General features: G+C 65.7%; 18 protein-coding genes. 10 read left to right on the forward strand and 8 right to left on the reverse strand.

The window, feature by feature from the left end; genetic code table 11:
- Together BM244_RS04285 and BM244_RS04290 are read right to left on the reverse strand one after the other, a co-directional pair.
- Nucleotides 1-528, reverse strand: coding sequence for a gamma carbonic anhydrase family protein (locus BM244_RS04285; protein WP_093397585.1), 528 nt, complete (start codon nt 526-528; stop codon nt 1-3).
- The gene (locus tag BM244_RS04290; protein WP_175518044.1) at nt 528-2,648 is read right to left on the reverse strand and encodes a malate synthase G; all 2,121 of its coding nucleotides are present in this window, start codon (nt 2,646-2,648) and stop codon (nt 528-530) included. Before BM244_RS04290 ends, BM244_RS04285 begins: the two co-directional genes overlap by 1 nt.
- A gap of 93 nt (nt 2,649-2,741) precedes the next feature.
- Between BM244_RS04290 and BM244_RS04295 the strand changes: the two genes are divergently transcribed.
- Entirely contained in the window at nt 2,742-3,617 is an 876-nt protein-coding gene (locus BM244_RS04295) for a LysR family transcriptional regulator (RefSeq protein ID WP_093397586.1), read from the forward strand.
- Here the strand turns inward: BM244_RS04295 and BM244_RS04300 are convergent.
- The gene (locus tag BM244_RS04300) at nt 3,572-4,072 is read right to left on the reverse strand and encodes a MarR family winged helix-turn-helix transcriptional regulator (protein WP_175518046.1); all 501 of its coding nucleotides are present in this window, start codon (nt 4,070-4,072) and stop codon (nt 3,572-3,574) included. The two genes, BM244_RS04295 and BM244_RS04300, sit on opposite strands and share 46 nt — an antisense overlap.
- A 79-nt stretch (nt 4,073-4,151) precedes the next feature.
- On the opposite strand from BM244_RS04300, the gene hppD reads away from it, so the two are divergent.
- The 5 genes from hppD (at nt 4,152) to BM244_RS04325 (ending at nt 8,792) form a co-directional block, all read left to right on the forward strand.
- Nucleotides 4,152-5,222 (forward strand): 4-hydroxyphenylpyruvate dioxygenase, encoded by a 1,071-nt coding sequence (gene hppD / locus BM244_RS04305; protein ID WP_093397588.1) that lies wholly within the window; start codon nt 4,152-4,154, stop codon nt 5,220-5,222.
- A 199-nt stretch (nt 5,223-5,421) separates the two neighbouring features.
- Entirely contained in the window at nt 5,422-6,759 is a 1,338-nt protein-coding gene (gene hmgA / locus BM244_RS04310) for a homogentisate 1,2-dioxygenase (protein WP_093397589.1), read from the forward strand.
- A complete protein-coding gene (maiA, locus tag BM244_RS04315) occupies nt 6,756-7,400 on the forward strand; it encodes a maleylacetoacetate isomerase (RefSeq protein WP_093397591.1) in 645 nt (214 codons plus the stop codon). Before hmgA ends, maiA begins: the two co-directional genes overlap by 4 nt.
- Entirely contained in the window at nt 7,397-7,762 is a 366-nt protein-coding gene (locus tag BM244_RS04320) for a Rieske (2Fe-2S) protein (RefSeq protein ID WP_093397592.1), read from the forward strand. The genes maiA and BM244_RS04320 overlap by 4 nt, the downstream gene beginning before the upstream one ends.
- Nucleotides 7,763-7,817: 55 nt before the next feature.
- Nucleotides 7,818-8,792, forward strand: a complete 975-nt coding sequence (locus BM244_RS04325) for an oxygen-dependent tRNA uridine(34) hydroxylase TrhO (RefSeq protein WP_093397594.1) — start codon at nt 7,818-7,820, stop codon at nt 8,790-8,792.
- Nucleotides 8,793-8,874: 82 nt separating this feature from the next.
- Here the strand turns inward: BM244_RS04325 and BM244_RS04330 are convergent, their stop codons facing one another.
- The 4 genes from BM244_RS04330 to BM244_RS04345 are packed head-to-tail and all read right to left on the reverse strand — an operon-like array spanning nt 8,875 to nt 11,763.
- Nucleotides 8,875-9,393, reverse strand: coding sequence for an ankyrin repeat domain-containing protein (locus BM244_RS04330; RefSeq protein ID WP_093397595.1), 519 nt, complete (start codon nt 9,391-9,393; stop codon nt 8,875-8,877).
- Complete coding sequence (locus BM244_RS04335; RefSeq protein WP_093397597.1) at nt 9,386-10,555, reverse strand: glutathionylspermidine synthase family protein; 1,170 nt, start codon at nt 10,553-10,555, stop codon at nt 9,386-9,388. The genes BM244_RS04330 and BM244_RS04335 overlap by 8 nt, the downstream gene beginning before the upstream one ends.
- A complete protein-coding gene (locus BM244_RS04340; RefSeq protein ID WP_056058968.1) occupies nt 10,555-11,304 on the reverse strand; it encodes a PspA/IM30 family protein in 750 nt (249 codons plus the stop codon). The genes BM244_RS04335 and BM244_RS04340 overlap by 1 nt, the downstream gene beginning before the upstream one ends.
- 24 nt (nt 11,305-11,328) lie before the next feature.
- The gene (locus tag BM244_RS04345; RefSeq protein WP_056049210.1) at nt 11,329-11,763 is read right to left on the reverse strand and encodes a YjfI family protein; all 435 of its coding nucleotides are present in this window, start codon (nt 11,761-11,763) and stop codon (nt 11,329-11,331) included.
- Between the two features lie 247 nt (nt 11,764-12,010).
- Here BM244_RS04345 and BM244_RS04350 point away from each other — a divergent pair, with 247 nt between their 5' ends.
- The 3 genes from BM244_RS04350 to BM244_RS04360 are packed head-to-tail and all read left to right on the forward strand — an operon-like array spanning nt 12,011 to nt 13,679.
- A complete protein-coding gene (locus tag BM244_RS04350; RefSeq protein ID WP_093397598.1) occupies nt 12,011-12,652 on the forward strand; it encodes a DUF2491 family protein in 642 nt (213 codons plus the stop codon).
- A 32-nt stretch (nt 12,653-12,684) separates the two neighbouring features.
- The gene (locus BM244_RS04355; protein WP_093397599.1) at nt 12,685-13,098 is read left to right on the forward strand and encodes a DUF350 domain-containing protein; all 414 of its coding nucleotides are present in this window, start codon (nt 12,685-12,687) and stop codon (nt 13,096-13,098) included.
- Between the two features lie 11 nt (nt 13,099-13,109).
- Complete coding sequence (locus tag BM244_RS04360) at nt 13,110-13,679, forward strand: DUF1190 domain-containing protein (protein ID WP_093397601.1); 570 nt, start codon at nt 13,110-13,112, stop codon at nt 13,677-13,679.
- Nucleotides 13,680-13,706: 27 nt separating this feature from the next.
- On the opposite strand, the gene BM244_RS04365 is transcribed toward BM244_RS04360, so the two are convergent.
- Entirely contained in the window at nt 13,707-14,333 is a 627-nt protein-coding gene (locus tag BM244_RS04365; protein ID WP_093397602.1) for a glutathione S-transferase family protein, read from the reverse strand.
- Between the two features lie 102 nt (nt 14,334-14,435).
- On the opposite strand from BM244_RS04365, the gene BM244_RS04370 reads away from it, so the two are divergent.
- Complete coding sequence (locus BM244_RS04370; RefSeq protein ID WP_093397604.1) at nt 14,436-15,851, forward strand: dihydrolipoyl dehydrogenase; 1,416 nt, start codon at nt 14,436-14,438, stop codon at nt 15,849-15,851.
- Nucleotides 15,852-15,994 lie beyond the last annotated feature (143 nt).

Genomic DNA, 15,994 nt, shown 5'->3' on the forward strand with positions numbered 1-15,994 from the left:
TTAAACTTCGACCAGTCTCAGGCCCTCGGCGTACACGCGCTGTCTTGCCGCATACGCTGCTGCGGACATCTTCAGCCCCGCGATCGCTTCCGGAGTCAGTTCGCGTACGGCTTTGGCCGGGGCGCCGACGATCAGGCTTCCCGCCGGAAATATCTTCCCTTCCGTCACCAGAGCATTCGCGCCGATCAGGCAGTTGTCGCCGATCACCGCGTTGTTGAGGATCGTCGCGCCCATCCCGACCAGCACGTTGTCGCCGATCGTGCAGCCGTGAAGGATCACGTGATGGCCGATCGTGCAGCCCACACCGATTGTAAGCGGCGCGCCGGGATCGGAGTGCAGCATCGCGCCCTCCTGGATATTGGTGCGCGCGCCGACGAGGATCGGCGTGTTGTCCGCGCGGATCACTGCGCCGAACCAGACGCTGGCCCCCTCGCTTAGCCGCGCGTCGCCGATCACGTCGGCGGACGGCGCGACCCAGACGTCGTCGGCCAGCGTCGGGCGTTTACCCTCGATCTCGTAGAGTGGCATCAGGCGGCGTCCCTTTGCTTTGCCCGCGCGCGGAACGCGTGGAGCAGTGGCTCGGTATAACCGCTCGGCTGCGTCAGGCCATCGAACACGAGCGCGCGGGCGGCCTGGAATGCGAGGCTGTCGTCCTCATGCCCCGCCATCGGCCGGTACAGCGGATCGCCCGCGTTCTGCGCATCGACCTTCGCCGCCATCCGCCGCAGTGCCGCATCCGCCTCGTCGGGCGTGGCGATGCCGTGGAGGAGCCAGTTCGCCATGTGCTGCGAACTGATCCGCAGCGTCGCGCGGTCCTCCATCAGGCCGATGTCGTGGATGTCCGGCACCTTCGAACAGCCTACGCCCTGGTCGACCCAGCGCACGACATAGCCGAGAATCCCCTGCGCATTGTTCTCCAGTTCCTCGCGAACTTCGTCCGGCTGCCAGTTATGCCCGCTCGCGACCGGGATCGTCAGCAGCGCATCGAGCGAGGCGATCGGCTCGGCCTTGCGCTCCGACTGCCGCGCGAACACGTCGACGCGGTGATAGTGCGTCGCGTGCAGCGTGGCCGCGGTCGGCGACGGTACCCACGCCGTGTTCGCCCCGGTCATCGGATGCGCGATCTTCTGCTCGAGCATGTCCGCCATTCGGTCGGGCGCGGCCCACATGCCCTTGCCGATCTGCGCCTTGCCGCTCAGGCCGCAGGCGAGCCCGATCTGGACGTTGCGATCCTCATACGCCTTGATCCACGAGGAGGCCTTCATGTCGCCCTTTCGGATCATCGGCCCGGCCCGCATCGAGGTGTGCATCTCGTCACCGGTCCGATCGAGGAAGCCGGTGTTGATGAACACCACGCGGTCCTTCACCGCGGCGATGCAGGCGGCGAGGTTTGCCGAGGTGCGGCGCTCCTCGTCCATCACGCCGACCTTGATCGTATGGCGCGCGAGACCGAGCAGGTCCTCGATCGCATCGAACAGCCGGTTGGTGAAGGCGGCTTCGTCGGGGCCGTGCATCTTCGGCTTGACGATGTAGATCGAGCTCGCGCGGCTGTTGCGGATCGGGCCGGTGGTCTTCAGGTCGTGTAAGCCGATCAGCGACGTGACGATGCCGTCGAGTATCCCCTCAGGCGCCTCATTGCCGTTTGAGAGCAGGATCGCGGGCGTAGTCATCAGGTGACCGACGTTGCGCACGAACATCAGGCTGCGGCCGGGGAGCGTGAAAGCGCTGCCGTCAGGAGCGGTATAGCTGCGATCCGGTTCGAGCGACCGCGTGACCGTGCGGCCGCCCTTGTCGAAGCTGGCGGTAAGGTCGCCCTTCATCAGCCCTAGCCAATTGGCGTAGGCGGCGACCTTGTCTTCGGCATCGACCGCGGCGATCGAATCCTCCAGATCGGCGATCGTGCTCAGCGCGGATTCGAGCACGACGTCGGCGAGGTTCGCAGGGTCGTCGCGACCGATCGCATGCTCAGAGTCGATCACGAGTTCGATGTGCAGGCCGTTGTGACGTAACAGAATATTGTTGCTGGCATGCCCAACTAGCTGGCCCGGATCGGCAAGTTCAGGCGTACCCCCGGTCCAGTTAGTCCACGGCCCGCTCGCCAGGGGCACGGCGTCGTCGAGAAATGCCTTCGCCCATGCGATAACCTGCGCGCCGCGCGCCGTGTCATAGCCCTTGCCGGATGCCGCGCCGGGGATCGCATCGGTACCGTAGAGCGCATCGTACAGGCTCCCCCAGCGTGCGTTCGCAGCGTTGAGCAGGAAGCGGGCGTTGAGGATCGGCACCACCAGTTGCGCTCCCGCGAGCGAGGCGACCTCCGCATCGACGTTGGTTGGCGCAACCGCGAACGGCGCAGGCTCGTCGACCAGATAGCCGATCTCGCGCAGGAACACTTGGTACTCGGCCTGCTCGATCGGCTTGCCGGTGCGGGTTTCGTGCCAGGTGTCGATCTTCGTCTGGAGGTCGTCGCGGACGGTCAGCAGTCTGGCATTCTCGGGGGCGAAGCGGGCGTAAATATCGGACACACCCTGCCAGAACGGCGCTGCATCGAGACCCGTCCCTGGCAGCGCCTGCGTCTCGATGAAGTCCGCCAGCGATGCGGCGATCTTCAGACCCGCCCGATGCTGATAGGTGTCGATCATCTGGGCCATGCTGCTCTCCTATGCTCTGCCGGCACGATAGACGCGCGCCACCTTCGCCGCTAGACACTATAAACCGAAAGCTGCTGATCGCCTGGAGAACGAATGGATCCGGATATCGTCCTCTTCGCCGAAGTCGTGCGAACCGCCAGCCTGAGTGCGGCGGGGCGTTCGATGGGTATCTCGCCGGCGATGGTGTCGAAGCGGATCGCGCGGCTGGAGGCCCGGCTCGGCGTGCGGTTGCTCAACCGGACCACTCGCCGCCTCGACCTCACCGCGCGCGGCGCGGCGTATCATCGCGACATGGTGGAGATACTCGCGGCGATCCGCGACGCCGAGGCGCGGGTATCGGAGCGCGCGGATACGCCCGCCGGGCCATTGCGGGTCAGCGCCCCAACGTCGTTCGGTCGCCTCCACATCGCCCCGCACCTGAAGCCGTTCCTCGACGCGTATCCGGCGATCGAACTCGACCTCGACCTATCGGACGGCTTCTCGGACGTCATCGGCGACCGACTCGACTTGGCGATCCGGATCGCCCTGGCCGTACCGCCGAGCCTCACCGGCTATCGCCTCGCCGACAGCCGTCGCGTCCTCTGTGCTGCACCGAATTACAGCGCGCCGAACGACGCCGCCGATCTGAAGGAGCACCGCCTGCTCGCAGCGAAAGGTCAGATGCCGTGGCGCCTTGCCGGCCCCGACGGAGACGTCACGATCGACCGCCGAAGCTATGTCGCAACCAATTCCAGCGAGGTCGTGCGCGAACTCACGCTGGCGGGCGTCGGCATCGCGCTGCGCTCGCTATGGGATGTCAGCGCGGATCTCGCGAGCGGTAGACTCGTGCGGGTCCTGCCCGAATTGGCCGGATCGGCGGAGGTCGGCATCTACGCAGTACATGCGCGCGGCCCCGTGTCGTCGGGCACGACCGCGTTGCTCGATTACCTGCGCGGTCTCTGGTCGCCGATGCCACCGTGGGAATCCTGAACGAGGTCGATCGTCACGGCGTCGATCCGTCGCAACATTGCCACGAACTGCTTCACCTCCGCCTCCGAAAACCCGGCAAAGATGCGGCGTTCGAGGTCGAGCGCTTTCGGCGCGACCGAGGCATAAAGCGTGTGGCCGTCGTCCGTGAGACGCAACAGGTGCGATCGGCGGTCCTCGGGATTTGCGTGCCTGTGCATTAACCCGCGCTCGACCAGCGCGATCGCGGCGCGGCTGACGGTCACCTTATCCATGCGGGTCTGCTGGCCGATCTGCTGCTGCGTAATCCCGCCGGCTTCCGCCACCACCGTCACCAGCCGCCACTCGGGGATCGTCAGCCCGAACAGCGCTTCGTACGTGTCCGCCACCGCCTCGCTGACGAGGTTCGAGGTGATCGACAGGCGATACGGGATGAAATCGTCCAGGACGAGTGCGCGGGTGGCATCGGAGTTGGGCATATCAAAATCGTAACGATTGACACCAGTTGTTCAAGCCGCCAGATTGGTAACAACGGATACCAATTGTCAGGATGTGATCATGGACCATATGGACGTAAACCCGATGGGTCTCGACGGGTTCGAGTTCGCCGAGTTCACCTCGCCCGATCCCGACCGGATGGCCGCGCAGTTTGAGCAGTTCGGGTTCGTCGCCGCCTCGACTCACCCCACCAAGGCCGTCACGCGCTACAAGCAGGGCCGCATCAACCTGTTGCTCAACCGCGAGGACGGTGGTCATGCGGCAGCGTTCCGCGCGGATCACGGCCCGTCGGCGAGCGGCATGGCGTTCCGCGTTCATGACGCCAAGGAAGCGTTCGACGCGGCGCTCGCACGCGGCGCCAAGGCGGCAGATGCCAGCATGGGCGCGCTCGGCGAGGGCAGCTATGTGCTTGAGGGAATCGGTGGTTCGCTGCTGTATCTCGTTGACAGGCATGGCGCGGCCGGCAGCCTGTACGACGACTGGAATTCGGTTCCGGGCGCGGCCGAAGCGGAAGCCGCTAACAACGTCGGGCTCGATCTGCTCGATCACCTCACGCACAACGTGAAGCGTGGCCAGATGCGGACCTGGGCGGAGTTCTACGGCCAGATCTTCGGCTTCGAGGAGCAGAAGTATTTCGACATCAAGGGCAAGGCGACCGGGCTGTTCAGCCAGGCGATGATTGCCCCCGACCGCGCGATCCGCATCCCGCTCAACGAGAGCCAGGACGACAAGAGCCAGATCGAGGAATTCATCAAGGATTACAACGGCGAAGGCATCCAGCATCTGGCGCTGACCACCGACGATATCTTCGAGACGGTCGAGAAGCTGCGCGCCCGCGGCGTCAAGCTGCAGGACACGATCGAGACCTATTACGAGCTGGTCGACAAGCGCGTGCCGAACCACGGCCACGACCTGGAGCGCCTGCGCCGCAACCGGATCCTGATCGACGGCAATGTCGGCGAGGAGGGACTATTGCTCCAGATCTTCACCGAGAACATGTTCGGGCCGATCTTCTTCGAGATCATCCAGCGCAAGGGGAATGAAGGCTTCGGCAACGGTAATTTCCAGGCGTTGTACGAGTCGATCGAGCTGGACCAGATCCGGCGCGGGGTGATCACTGTCGACGCATGAGTTTTTAATCCCTCTCCCTTGGGGAGAGGGAAAGGCGCGCAAGCGCCGAGGATGAGGGCACGGGCGACGCAAGCACGTGCCCTCACCCTTCCGCCGCGCAAGAGCGCGTCTCCCTCCCTCTCCCCCGAGGGGCGAGGGGTAAAAGTTTGAACGGCCGGCGGTTCGGGCGTTGATCGGAACAGGTGACGGAGAGGAAGCCATGACAATCCACCAGCCGACCAACGCTGCAGGCGAGACCGCCGGCCAGACCGAGCCACACGCGGCGTATCAGCCCGGCTTCGGCAACCACGTATCGACAGAGGCGATCCCCGGCGCGCTGCCGATCGGCCGCAATTCGCCGCAGCGCCCCGCGTTCGGCCTCTATACCGAGCAGCTTTCCGGTACCGCCTTCACCGCACCGCGCCACGAGAACCGGCGCAGCTGGCTCTACCGGATGCGCCCTACTGCCGAGCATCCGCCGTTCGAGCGCTACGCCGGCGCCAAGCGGTTCGCGCCCGGCACCACCGACGCACCGCTCGCGCCCAACCGCCTCCGCTGGGATCCGATCGAGGCCCCCGCTCCGAATACCGACCTGATCGACGGCATGACGACGATGCTCGCCAACCGCGATCCCGCCGATCTCGAAGGCGTCGCGCTCCACGTCTACGCCGCCAACACCGACATGACCTCGCGTGTGTTCATGGACGCGGACGGCGAGTTGCTGTTTGTGCCCCAAGCCGGCCGGCTCCGGTTGCTGACCGAACTCGGCCGGATCGACATCGCTCCCGGCCAGATCGCGCTGATCCCGCGCGGCGTCCGCTTCCGTGCCGAACTCCCCGATGGCGAAGCGCGCGGCTATGTCGCGGAGAACCACGGCGCGCTGTTCCGCCTGCCCGATCTCGGCCCGATCGGCGCCAACGGCCTCGCCAACCCGCGCGATTTCGAGACGCCGGTTGCCTGGTTCGAGGATCGCGACGAACCGGTCGAGGTCGTTCAGAAGTTCATGGGTTCGCTGTGGACCACGACGCTCGATCACTCGCCGCTCGATGTCGTCGCGTGGCACGGCAATCTCGCGCCGTGGCGCTACGACCTGTCGCGGTTCAACACGATCAACACGGTCAGCTTCGATCATCCGGATCCGTCGATCTTCACGCTTCTGACCTCGCCGAGCGACGTGCCCGGTCGCGCGAACGCCGATTTCGTGATCTTCCCGCCACGTTGGATGGTCGCCGAGGGTACGTTCCGGCCACCTTGGTTCCACCGCAACGTCATGTCCGAAGCTATGGGGCTGATCACCGGCGCATACGATGCGAAGGCGGAGGGGTTCGCGCCGGGCGGTATCTCGCTGCACAATCTAATGTCCGGCCACGGACCGGATCTGGCGAGCTGGCAGGGTGCGAGTGCGGCTGACCTGAAGCCACACAAGATCGACGGGACGATGGCGTTCATGTTGGAGAGCTGCTGGCCGTATAAGCCGACCGCCTATGCGCTGAAGCATTCGCAGCTCGATTACGATGCGGTCTGGTCGGATTTCCCCAAGGCGATCCTGCCGAAGTGAGCCTGACGCTGCACGGCTATTGGCGCTCGACCACCGCCTACCGCGTCCGCATCGCGCTTGCCCTGAAGGGCTTGGACTATGGGCAGGTCGCGCACGACCTTCGCACAGGAGCGCAACGCGAGGCGGGGTATCGTGCGCTCAACCCTCAGGGACTCGTGCCTGCGCTAGAGACCGACGACGCGGTCCTGACACAGAGCCCCGCGATCCTCGAATGGATCGACGAGACGTACCCGGATCCGCCGCTGCTTCCTGCCGCCTCGAGCGACCGGGCTATCGTCCGTGCGATGGCGGCGACGATCGCCTGCGACATCCACCCGGTGAACAATCTCCGCATCCTGAACGCCTTGCGCACCGAGTTCGGGGCCGACGAGGCAGCGGTAAACCGCTGGATCGCGCGTTGGATCGGCGACGGTTTCGCCGCGCTCGAGACGCAGATCTCGCACTATGGCGACGGCTTCGCGTTCGGGACGACGCCGACGATCGCCGATTGCCATCTCGTCCCGCAAGTCTACTCCGCCGAACGGTTCGCGGTCGATCTTACCCCTTACCCGAAGCTCAAGGCGGCAGCAGAGAACGCCCGCGCCCTCCCCGCTTTCGCCGCAGCGCATCCTGACCGGCAACCCGACGCCGACCTCGCATGAGCGACGGCGAACGGCTGATCGCGACGCCGGCCGGGATCAAGCTCGCGCCGCTCGACGCGATCGTGGACGGCAAGGCGCGGAACTTCGTGCTCCAGATGCGCGCCGGCCGCTTCCACGGCTTCATCGTGCGCAAGGATGACGCGGTGTTCGGTTATGTCGATCGCTGCCCGCACATGGGCCTGCCGCTCGCGCAGGTGCTCGACGATTATCTCACGCCGCGCGGGGACCTGATCGCGTGTAGCTGGCATTCCGCGCTGTTCGAGATCGACAGCGGCGCGTGCGTCGGCGGACCGTGCGGGGGAACGCGGTTGACGCCCTGGCCAGTCGCGGTGGTCGACGGGATGATCGTCACCGCAGGCTGACGCGGCGGGCGACTTGCGCTAAGGGGGCGCAACTCCTCCTCTGCACGATGAACCGATGACCGAAACCCTGCCCATCCGCGTCGTGGCGCTGTACCGCTTCACGCCGTTCGCCGACATCGCCGCGATCCAGCCGCCGCTCGCGCTCGTGTGCTGTTCGAACGGGGTGAAGGGGACGCTGCTGCTCGCTGCCGAGGGGATCAACGGGACGATCGCGGGGTCCGAGGCGGGGATCGATGCGGTACTCGCGCATATCCGCGCGCTGCCGGGATGTGCCGATCTCGACGTCAAGGAATCGCGCGCGGAAACGATGCCGTTCCACCGGATGAAGGTTCGGCTGAAGCGCGAGATCGTGACGATGGGCGAGCCCGCGATCGATCCGCTGGAGGGCGTCGGCCACTATGTCGAGCCCGAGGACTGGAACGCGCTGATCGCCGAGCCTGGGACGATTCTGATCGATACGCGCAACGATTACGAGGTCGCGGTCGGGACGTTTGCTGGCGCGGTCGATCCGCAGACGCGGACGTTCCGGGATTTTCCGGCGTGGTTTCGTGAGCATCGTGACGAACTGGTCGGGGATGGCCCGCCGCCGAAGATCGCGATGTTCTGCACCGGCGGGATACGGTGCGAGAAGTCGACTGCGTTCCTGAAGGCCGAGGGGCTGGACGAGGTGTATCACCTCAAGGGTGGCATCCTGAAATATCTGGAGACCGTGCCCGCGGCGGAGAGCTTGTGGGAGGGGGAATGTTTCGTGTTCGATCAGCGGGTTGCGGTCGGACATGGCCTTGCGCTCGGAAGTCATGTGCTGTGTCATGCGTGCCGGATGCCGGTGAGCGCCGGGGACCGTTCGTCGCCATTATACGTCGAGGGAATCAGCTGCCCGTCGTGTCATGATGCGCGGGACGAGACGCAGCGGGCGGGATATGCCGAGCGCGAGCGACAGATGCGGTTGGCCGACGCTCGGGGCGAGGCGCATGTCGGGGCGGTGTTGCCGAAGACGCATGCCGGGGCCGCGCTCGAGGTCGATGGCTAACGAAGTGCAGTAAGCTTGTTCACCCGCGAAGGCGGGTGCCCAGACTGGGCACCCGCCTTCGCGGGTGAACAATTTGGGATAGCTAACCGGTCGTTGCGAAGCGCTCGGCCAACGCCGCATTACCCTGCGACACCGCCAGCGAATGCACGCTGTTCCCCGCCGCGTCCGCAATCGCCGGGTCCGCGCCGTGCTCCAGCAACATATCAATGATCGCCGTCTTGTTTACCAGCGCGGCCATCATCAGCGCGGTCTGGCCGACGCCATTGCGCCGGTTCACGTCGGCACCCGCGTCGAGCAGGATCTGCGCGATCTCGGTATAGCCCTTGAAGCACACGCCCATCAGCGCGGTGTTGCCGCGCGCATCCGCTGCGCCATCGACCTGTGCGCCTGCCGCGAGGAGGGCCGCGGTGGCTTCGGCCTGGCCGTTGTAGCTGGCGATCACCAGCGGTGTGTAGCCCTTCGCGTCGGTCACCTCGATATCGACGCCCGCCTGCAGCAGCGCCGGGATCATCTCGTCCCGCCCGGTCCGCGCGGCGTCGAACATCAGTTCGACTAGGCGCTCCATCGGCGGCAGCGGGGGCAGGTCTCGCTCGTCAGTCATCTTTCGCCTCGATGATATGCGGCACGAACCGCGCGAGATTGCGCGTTACGACCGTGTCATCCTCCCGAACGCCGATCCCGGCGGCTTCGTTGCCGACCATCCACGCGCCGATCACCGGATGGCGACCGTCGAACATGGGTGGAGGCGCATAGGCCTGGCGGATCGCGCCCTCCGCGCCATAGCCCTGGTCGAGCACGGCGTGGCCGCTATCGCCGATCACCTCGACGTTGGCGCCTTCACGCGAGAACAGCGGTTTGCGCACATATTTCGGGCCGAGGATCTTCGCGGCGGGATCGTCGTCGAAGAACGCGGGGAGCAGGTTCGGATGCTCGGGATGACGCTCCCACAACAGCGGCAGGATACCCTTGTTGGACAGGATCGACTTCCACGCCGGCTCGATCCAGCGCACGTCGGCGCGTGACAGGTTCGGCGCATAGGGTTCGCGGAGCATGAACTCCCACGGGTACAGCTTGAATGCCGCCTGCACCTCGAAACCTTCGGTATCGACGAAACGGCCGTCGGCGGCGAGGCCGATGTCCTTCATCTCGACGAACTTCGGCTCGATCCCGACCTGCGACGCCAGATCCTCGAAGAACCGCACCGTCTGGCGGTCCTCGACCGCCGACGCATCCGCGGCGAAATGGACGAAGCCGCCGCTCGGGAACAGCGCCCGGAATCGCTCGCGCAGCTTGTCGAACAGGCTGTTGAACTGGTCCGTCCCGGCCTGCAACGCACCGCTGGCCAGCAGATCCTCCAACCACATCCACTGGAACGTCGCGCATTCGAACACCGAGGTCGGCGTGTCGGCGTTATATTCATAGAGCTTGGCCGGCCCCGTCCCGTCATAGGCGAAGTCGAACCGCCCGTAGAGCGACGGCTGGCGCGTCCGCCATGTCTCCGCGACGTAGTTCCACTGCTCGCGCGGGATCGCGAGGCGTTCCATCAGTTGCTGGTCGCGGACCACCTCGTCGACCAGATCGAGACACATCGCATGCAATTGTTCCGCGGCGGGTTCGAGGTCGTCTTCGATCTCCGCCAGCGTGAAGGCGTACGCCGCACCCTCGTCCCAATAGGGTTCGCCATCCGTGTCGTGATAGACGAACCCGATCGCGTCGGCCCGTTCGCGCCAGTCGCCGCGCGGGTCGACCGCGATCCGGCGCATCAGGAGTCCGACGTCTTGGAGTCGTCGCGCTGCTCGATCTGCAGCGTCTGGCCGAGTTCCGGCGTCTTCGGCGCCGTCAGGCGCGCGAGCACGTCATCCGCAGACGACTGCCCAGGTCCGATGCCTGCCAGCCGCAGCTTCTCGTCGAGATCAGCGCCGGTGCGGCGGTCTTCCAGCTCGCCCGCCGCCTTAATCCGCTCGCCGCGGATCGCCTGGCGTTCGCGAATGCGCGCGAGGCTGTCCGCCGCCGAGCCGAGCTTGTTGCCCGCACCCATGCTGCCCGACGCGACCGAAGCCTGCGCCTTCTGCACCGACTCGTTGACCTTGACGACCTCGACCTCGCGACGGAGCTGCTCGATTTTCCGATCGGTCTGCGCGACGGCGGTGTGGATCTGCTCCTCGGCGGCGCGCATGTCTTCGACCTGCGGGGACTTCAGCGCGATGTCCTGCTCGAGATCGGCGATCCGCTGTGCGACCTGGCGCGCGAGGTCCATGTTGCCCTTCTCGACCGCGATCCGCGCGGAGGCCTCGTACTTGGTTGCCTGAGCGCGGAAGCTCTCGACCTCGGTTTCGAGGATACGGCGACGCGCTACCAGCCCCGCGAGATCGTCGCGCGCCTTGCCTTGCGCCTTGTCGGCATCGCGGATTTCCTGGTCGAGGATACGCAGGGCGTTCGCATCGACGACCGCCGCGCCCGCTTCGTGCGCGCCGGCACGACCGAGGGTGAAAAGCTTGCTCCAGATGGCCATGCCAGTCTCTCCGTTTGTATCAGTTCAGGCGGCGGGAATCTGCGCGTGGCGCAGGTCGGTGGCCGCATCGATCGCATTCTCGGCAAGCGTGCGCAGCTCGATGATCACGGTATCGAGCCGGCTCGACGTCGCGAGTTCGCCGAACAGCTCGTAATAGTCGCGGCCATCGACGGTGCCGATCCCGAAGTTCGACAGCGGCACCAGCTTCTGCGACTTCAGCAGGAAGGTGTTGAACGCCAGCTGATCCTCCTGCTCGTCGCACGGCCACAGTAGCGTCGAGCACGCGATCTGCGCCTCGCTGACGTTGACGAACAATTCGAGGTCGCCGTGGTGGTGCATCGTCACCAGCAGCACCGGGTCAGCGCCCTCCAGGATCCGAGCGGAAAACTCGCCGGCTTTCGCGGGCTCGGACGTGTCGAGCGCGGCCTTCAGGCTGCGGACGGTCCAGATGTCGGTCAATGCAAGAACTCCCGTGCTTGTCGCTCGACCGCACACATAGGCTTTTCGCGAGCGCCTGCCACCCTCCCCACTTCCGTCATCCTGACGAAAGTCAGGACCCAGGGTCACGGAGGGCGGCGCTGTTGGCTCTGGGTCCTGACTTTCGTCAGGATGACCAGGGTGTTTCGTCAGGATGACGGGGTTGCGCTTTGCGAGCCCGCGCGCTTTGGCCTAAGAGGCACGCCAACCACAGAGACGCGAGGATTGCATGTTCGATCGCCTGTTCGGCCGCAAGCCAGCGCTTGACGGCAACGCCCTGCCCGTCGTCCGCAACGTCACGCTGGGGCGGACGGTAACGGTCGATCCGCTCGCGTGGCGGCGGTTCGGGTCGGAACTGCTGTTCCCGTTCGACCGCGATACGCTGGTGATCGTCGCGCAGGGGCTGATCGACCTCAACGAAGGCGGGTTCGTCCACCGGTTCTACACCGACGACGACATCATGTTCCAAGCGGTGTCGAACGACCGCGACGGGCAGGACGTCACGGATGTCACGCTGTTCGCACCGTGGCACAGCAGCTATCCGTCGTCGGCTGCCGAGCGGCCGGCGTGGAAGAGCCGGCTCAAGGCGCGTACCTTCACCGCCGAGGGACTGCCCGAATACAGCCGCGCATGGTTCGGCCCTGAAGCGAGCGAGCAGGAGCCCGTGACGTTCTGGGAGGAACTGCACGACGACCGTGACGGGATCGTCGACCGCCGGATCTTCCAGACCTGCATGCTGTTCAGCCGCGACCTGCCGGGCGACGACGGCCGCGAATTGTTGCTCGCGATCGACATGGAGACCGAGTCCGGCGACGTCTCGTTCGAGATCATGCTGGGCGTGGCACTGGAACTCGGCGAGTTCCGCGCCTAGCGTCACGCGGAGACGGCTCCGGGGGAAATGCCATGATCGACCAATATAGCTTCGGCGCCAGCGCGCTCGCCTTCCTGATCGCGTTCGTCGCGGCGGGGGCGTTCACGATCCTGTTCAAGATCGTCTACCAGGTCGCGACGCCGTATCACGAGAAGTCGCTGATCCGCGAAGGCAATACCGCCGCGGCGATCACGCTCGGCGCGGCGTTGCTCGGCTATGTCCTGCCACTCGCGTCCGCGCTGACGCATACCGTTTCGCTGGTCGAGTTCGCGGTGTGGGCGTTGCTTGCTGGCGTGATCCAGATCGTCACGTTCCTGGTCGTCCAGCATTTCGTGATGCGCGACTTTAACGACCGGATCGTCCGCGGTGAAATCGCGGCGGCGACCTATATGGGCAGCATCTCGCTGTGCGTCGGCATCCTCAACGCCGCCTGCATGACGAACTGAGGGGCATTGCGATGAAGCGTTCCAGATCGATCGTCCTCACCAGCCTGATCGCAGGATCGGGCATTTCGCTGACCGCGTGCGACGGCGATGTCGGCGGCAAGCCCGTCGAGGCGCAGAGCTATGCGTCGGTAGCGGAATGCCGCGCAGCCGGCGCGCTTTCGGCGGTGCAATGCGACACCGCGTTCGAGCAAGCCAAGGCCGACGCGGCGAAGACCGGGCCTCGGTTCGAGGATCGCCAGACCTGCGAGGAGCAATATGGCGCCGCGCAGTGCGAGCCGCGCAACAACGGCAGCGGCGGGAGCTTCTTCACGCCGCTGCTGACCGGGTTCCTGGTCGGGCAGGCGCTCAACGGCGGCTTCGGCAACCGCGGCGCACCGATGTACCGCGACCGCGATGGCAATTATTACGGCGGTGCGGGTGGCCGGATCAACCGGGACTATGTGACAGGCCGGACGCGGGTAGGGTCGGATGCGTTTACGCCTACCACCGCCAGGGCCCCCGCCCGCGTACAGTCGCGCAGTTCGGTGATCTCGCGCGGTGGCTTCGGCGGCGGCTTTGGTGGCCGCAGCTTCGGGGGGTAACGCGGCCGTCACCCCCTCGCGGCAGGCTTAACGGCGGGCCGGCATCAGCGGGCCACCGATTTCAGTCGCGGCGATGAACGCGGGACGGGCGCGCAGGCGATCCAGATAGGCCGCGACGTCGGGGTGCTCCTTGAGCAATCCGTCGCTCTCGGCGATCGCGAGTATGTAGCACATCTGGATATCGGCCAGCATCAGCTGCTCCCCCATCAGATACGGGCCATCGCCGACGCCCGCGCCGATATAGTCGAGCGTCTTGGTCACTTCTGGCCCGGTGAACTTGCTGAGGGCGTCGGGCAGGCCGCCCATCCGCTTGCCGAGCGACGTCATCATGATCGGCAACGACGCCGAGCTCTCGACATATTGCAGCCATTCGTCGTGCACGGCGGCCGCATCGCTGTCGATCGGTGGCGAGAAGCGGCGGTTGCCGTACCGCTCGTCGATGTACGACAGGATCGGCGCGCTCTCAGCCAAGGTCAGCGCATCGTCGACCAGCACCGGCGCCTTGCCGAGCGGGTGGATCGCCTTGAGCGCGGGCGGTGCGCGGAAGTTCTCGTCACGCTCGTATTTGACGAGATCGTATTCGATGCCGAGCTCTTCGAGCAGCCAGATCACGCGGATCGAGCGCGAGTAGTTCAGGTGGTGAAGCGTTAACATAAGCGTCCTTCGACTAGGAATGTGCTGCACCGCGGAACGGCTGGGCGGCATCGAAGGTTTCGTTGACCGTGGCCCCGGAATTCTCCGGCAACGGAGAGACTTATGACCAAGCTGACCTGCGACGTGGCAATCATCGGTGCCGGAACCGCCGGCCTTGCCGCCGAGCGCAGCGCGCGTCGCAACGGCGCCAAGACGCTGCTGATCGACGAAGGCTTCGGCGGCACGACCTGCGCGAGCGTGGGATGTATGCCCTCCAAGCTGTTGATAGCGGCCGGAAATGCGATGCACGCGGTGAAGCACGCATCGGTGTTCGGGGTCGAAGCGTCGGGCAAGGTGGACGGTGTCGCGGTGATGGCGCGAGTCCGTAAGGAGCGCGATGCGTTCGTCGCAGGGGTCGAGAAATCGATCGATAAGCTGCCCGAGGAAGTGAAGATCGAAGCACGCGCAAAATTTGCGGGTGCGACGATCCTGTCGTTGAGCGACGGCAGCGAGGTCCACGCGAAGTCCGTGGTGATCGCGACCGGATCGAACCCGGCGATTCCCGAGATGTTCGACGCGGTGCGCGACCGCGTGCTGACCAACGAAAGCATCTTCGAACTCGCCGACCTGCCCGAATCGATCGGCGTCGTCGGTGCTGGCGCTCTGGGCTTGGAACTGGCGCAGGCGATGGCGCGGCTTGGCGTCGAGACGATGGTGTTCGACACCGGCGAGACGATCGGCGGGTTGAAGGACTCCCACGTCGCCGAGGCCTATCACGCGATCCTGTCGCGCGAGATGCCGATTTTGCTCGGGGTCGAGCTCACGGTCGAGCCGGATGGCGACGGCGTCAAGCTGGCTTGGACCGGATCCGCGTCGGGCGAACGGCGGTTCGACTATCTGCTTGTCGCGACCGGTCGTCCGCCACGGATCAAGGATATCGGACTAGAGACCACTGGTCTCGCACTCGATGATCACGGGATGCCGGAGTATGATTGCGAGACGATGCAATGCGGCACTGCGCCGATCTTCATTGCCGGCGATGCCGATCATGATCGCGCGGTGCTGCACGAGGCATCGGCGGAGGGGACGATCGCCGGCCGTAACGCGGCGAGCTATCCCGAGGTGACGCCGGGCAAGCGGACCGTGCCGTTCGCGATCACCTTCACGCACCCCAATGTCGCGGTGATCGGCAAGATCGCCAAGGACGACGATGCCGACAGCGTAATCGGCACTGCGTCGTATGACGATCAGGGCCGGGCGAAGGTCGAGGCGTGCAATGCCGGGCTGGTCCGGTTTTATGCGGATCGCCGCGACGGGCGTCTGACCGGTGCGACCATGGCGGGGCCAGCGGTCGAGCATAGCGCGCACTTGATCGCGTGGGCGATCCAGAGCGGCTGGACCGCTACCGAGGTGCTCGATCTGCCGATTTATCATCCGACGTTCGAGGAAGGGATGAAGGGCGCGCTGCGGTCTATCTGCGCCGAAGTGCATGCGCCGACGCCGCCGGACCGCGATGACGGGTTCACGCCGGGAACGTGAAGCATCTGAACACGAATACCACCCCGGCGAAGGCCGGGGCCCAATTGGGAGCGCTTGGTAACGGCTGGCAACGCACCGTTACGGCCAACTTTCCAATTGGGCCCCGGCCTTCGCCGGGGTGGTGCTATTGGGGTAGAGCAGCG

It is taken from the genome of Sphingomonas sp. OK281 (assembly GCF_900115295.1).
Classification (GTDB): domain Bacteria; phylum Pseudomonadota; class Alphaproteobacteria; order Sphingomonadales; family Sphingomonadaceae; genus Sphingomonas.

Excerpts from the sequence above, each read along its gene's own strand:
- BM244_RS04295 (WP_093397586.1), top strand. The coding sequence starts at position 2,742 with ATGGATCCGGATATCGTCCTCTTCGCCGAAGTCGTGCGAACCGCCAGC.
- BM244_RS04340 (WP_056058968.1), bottom strand. The coding sequence starts at position 11,304 with ATGGCCATCTGGAGCAAGCTTTTCACCCTCGGTCGTGCCGGCGCGCAC.
- BM244_RS04320 (WP_093397592.1), top strand. The coding sequence starts at position 7,397 with ATGAGCGACGGCGAACGGCTGATCGCGACGCCGGCCGGGATCAAGCTC.
- BM244_RS04365 (WP_093397602.1), bottom strand. The coding sequence starts at position 14,333 with ATGTTAACGCTTCACCACCTGAACTACTCGCGCTCGATCCGCGTGATC.
- BM244_RS04285 (WP_093397585.1), bottom strand. The coding sequence starts at position 528 with ATGCCACTCTACGAGATCGAGGGTAAACGCCCGACGCTGGCCGACGAC.
- BM244_RS04350 (WP_093397598.1), top strand. The coding sequence starts at position 12,011 with ATGTTCGATCGCCTGTTCGGCCGCAAGCCAGCGCTTGACGGCAACGCC.
- BM244_RS04360 (WP_093397601.1), top strand. The coding sequence starts at position 13,110 with ATGAAGCGTTCCAGATCGATCGTCCTCACCAGCCTGATCGCAGGATCG.
- BM244_RS04355 (WP_093397599.1), top strand. The coding sequence starts at position 12,685 with ATGATCGACCAATATAGCTTCGGCGCCAGCGCGCTCGCCTTCCTGATC.
- BM244_RS04325 (WP_093397594.1), top strand. The coding sequence starts at position 7,818 with ATGACCGAAACCCTGCCCATCCGCGTCGTGGCGCTGTACCGCTTCACG.
- BM244_RS04335 (WP_093397597.1), bottom strand. The coding sequence starts at position 10,555 with ATGCGCCGGATCGCGGTCGACCCGCGCGGCGACTGGCGCGAACGGGCC.
- BM244_RS04370 (WP_093397604.1), top strand. The coding sequence starts at position 14,436 with ATGACCAAGCTGACCTGCGACGTGGCAATCATCGGTGCCGGAACCGCC.
- hppD (WP_093397588.1), top strand. The coding sequence starts at position 4,152 with ATGGACCATATGGACGTAAACCCGATGGGTCTCGACGGGTTCGAGTTC.
- BM244_RS04290 (WP_175518044.1), bottom strand. The coding sequence starts at position 2,648 with ATGGCCCAGATGATCGACACCTATCAGCATCGGGCGGGTCTGAAGATC.
- hmgA (WP_093397589.1), top strand. The coding sequence starts at position 5,422 with ATGACAATCCACCAGCCGACCAACGCTGCAGGCGAGACCGCCGGCCAG.
- BM244_RS04300 (WP_175518046.1), bottom strand. The coding sequence starts at position 4,072 with ATGCCCAACTCCGATGCCACCCGCGCACTCGTCCTGGACGATTTCATC.
- BM244_RS04330 (WP_093397595.1), bottom strand. The coding sequence starts at position 9,393 with ATGACTGACGAGCGAGACCTGCCCCCGCTGCCGCCGATGGAGCGCCTA.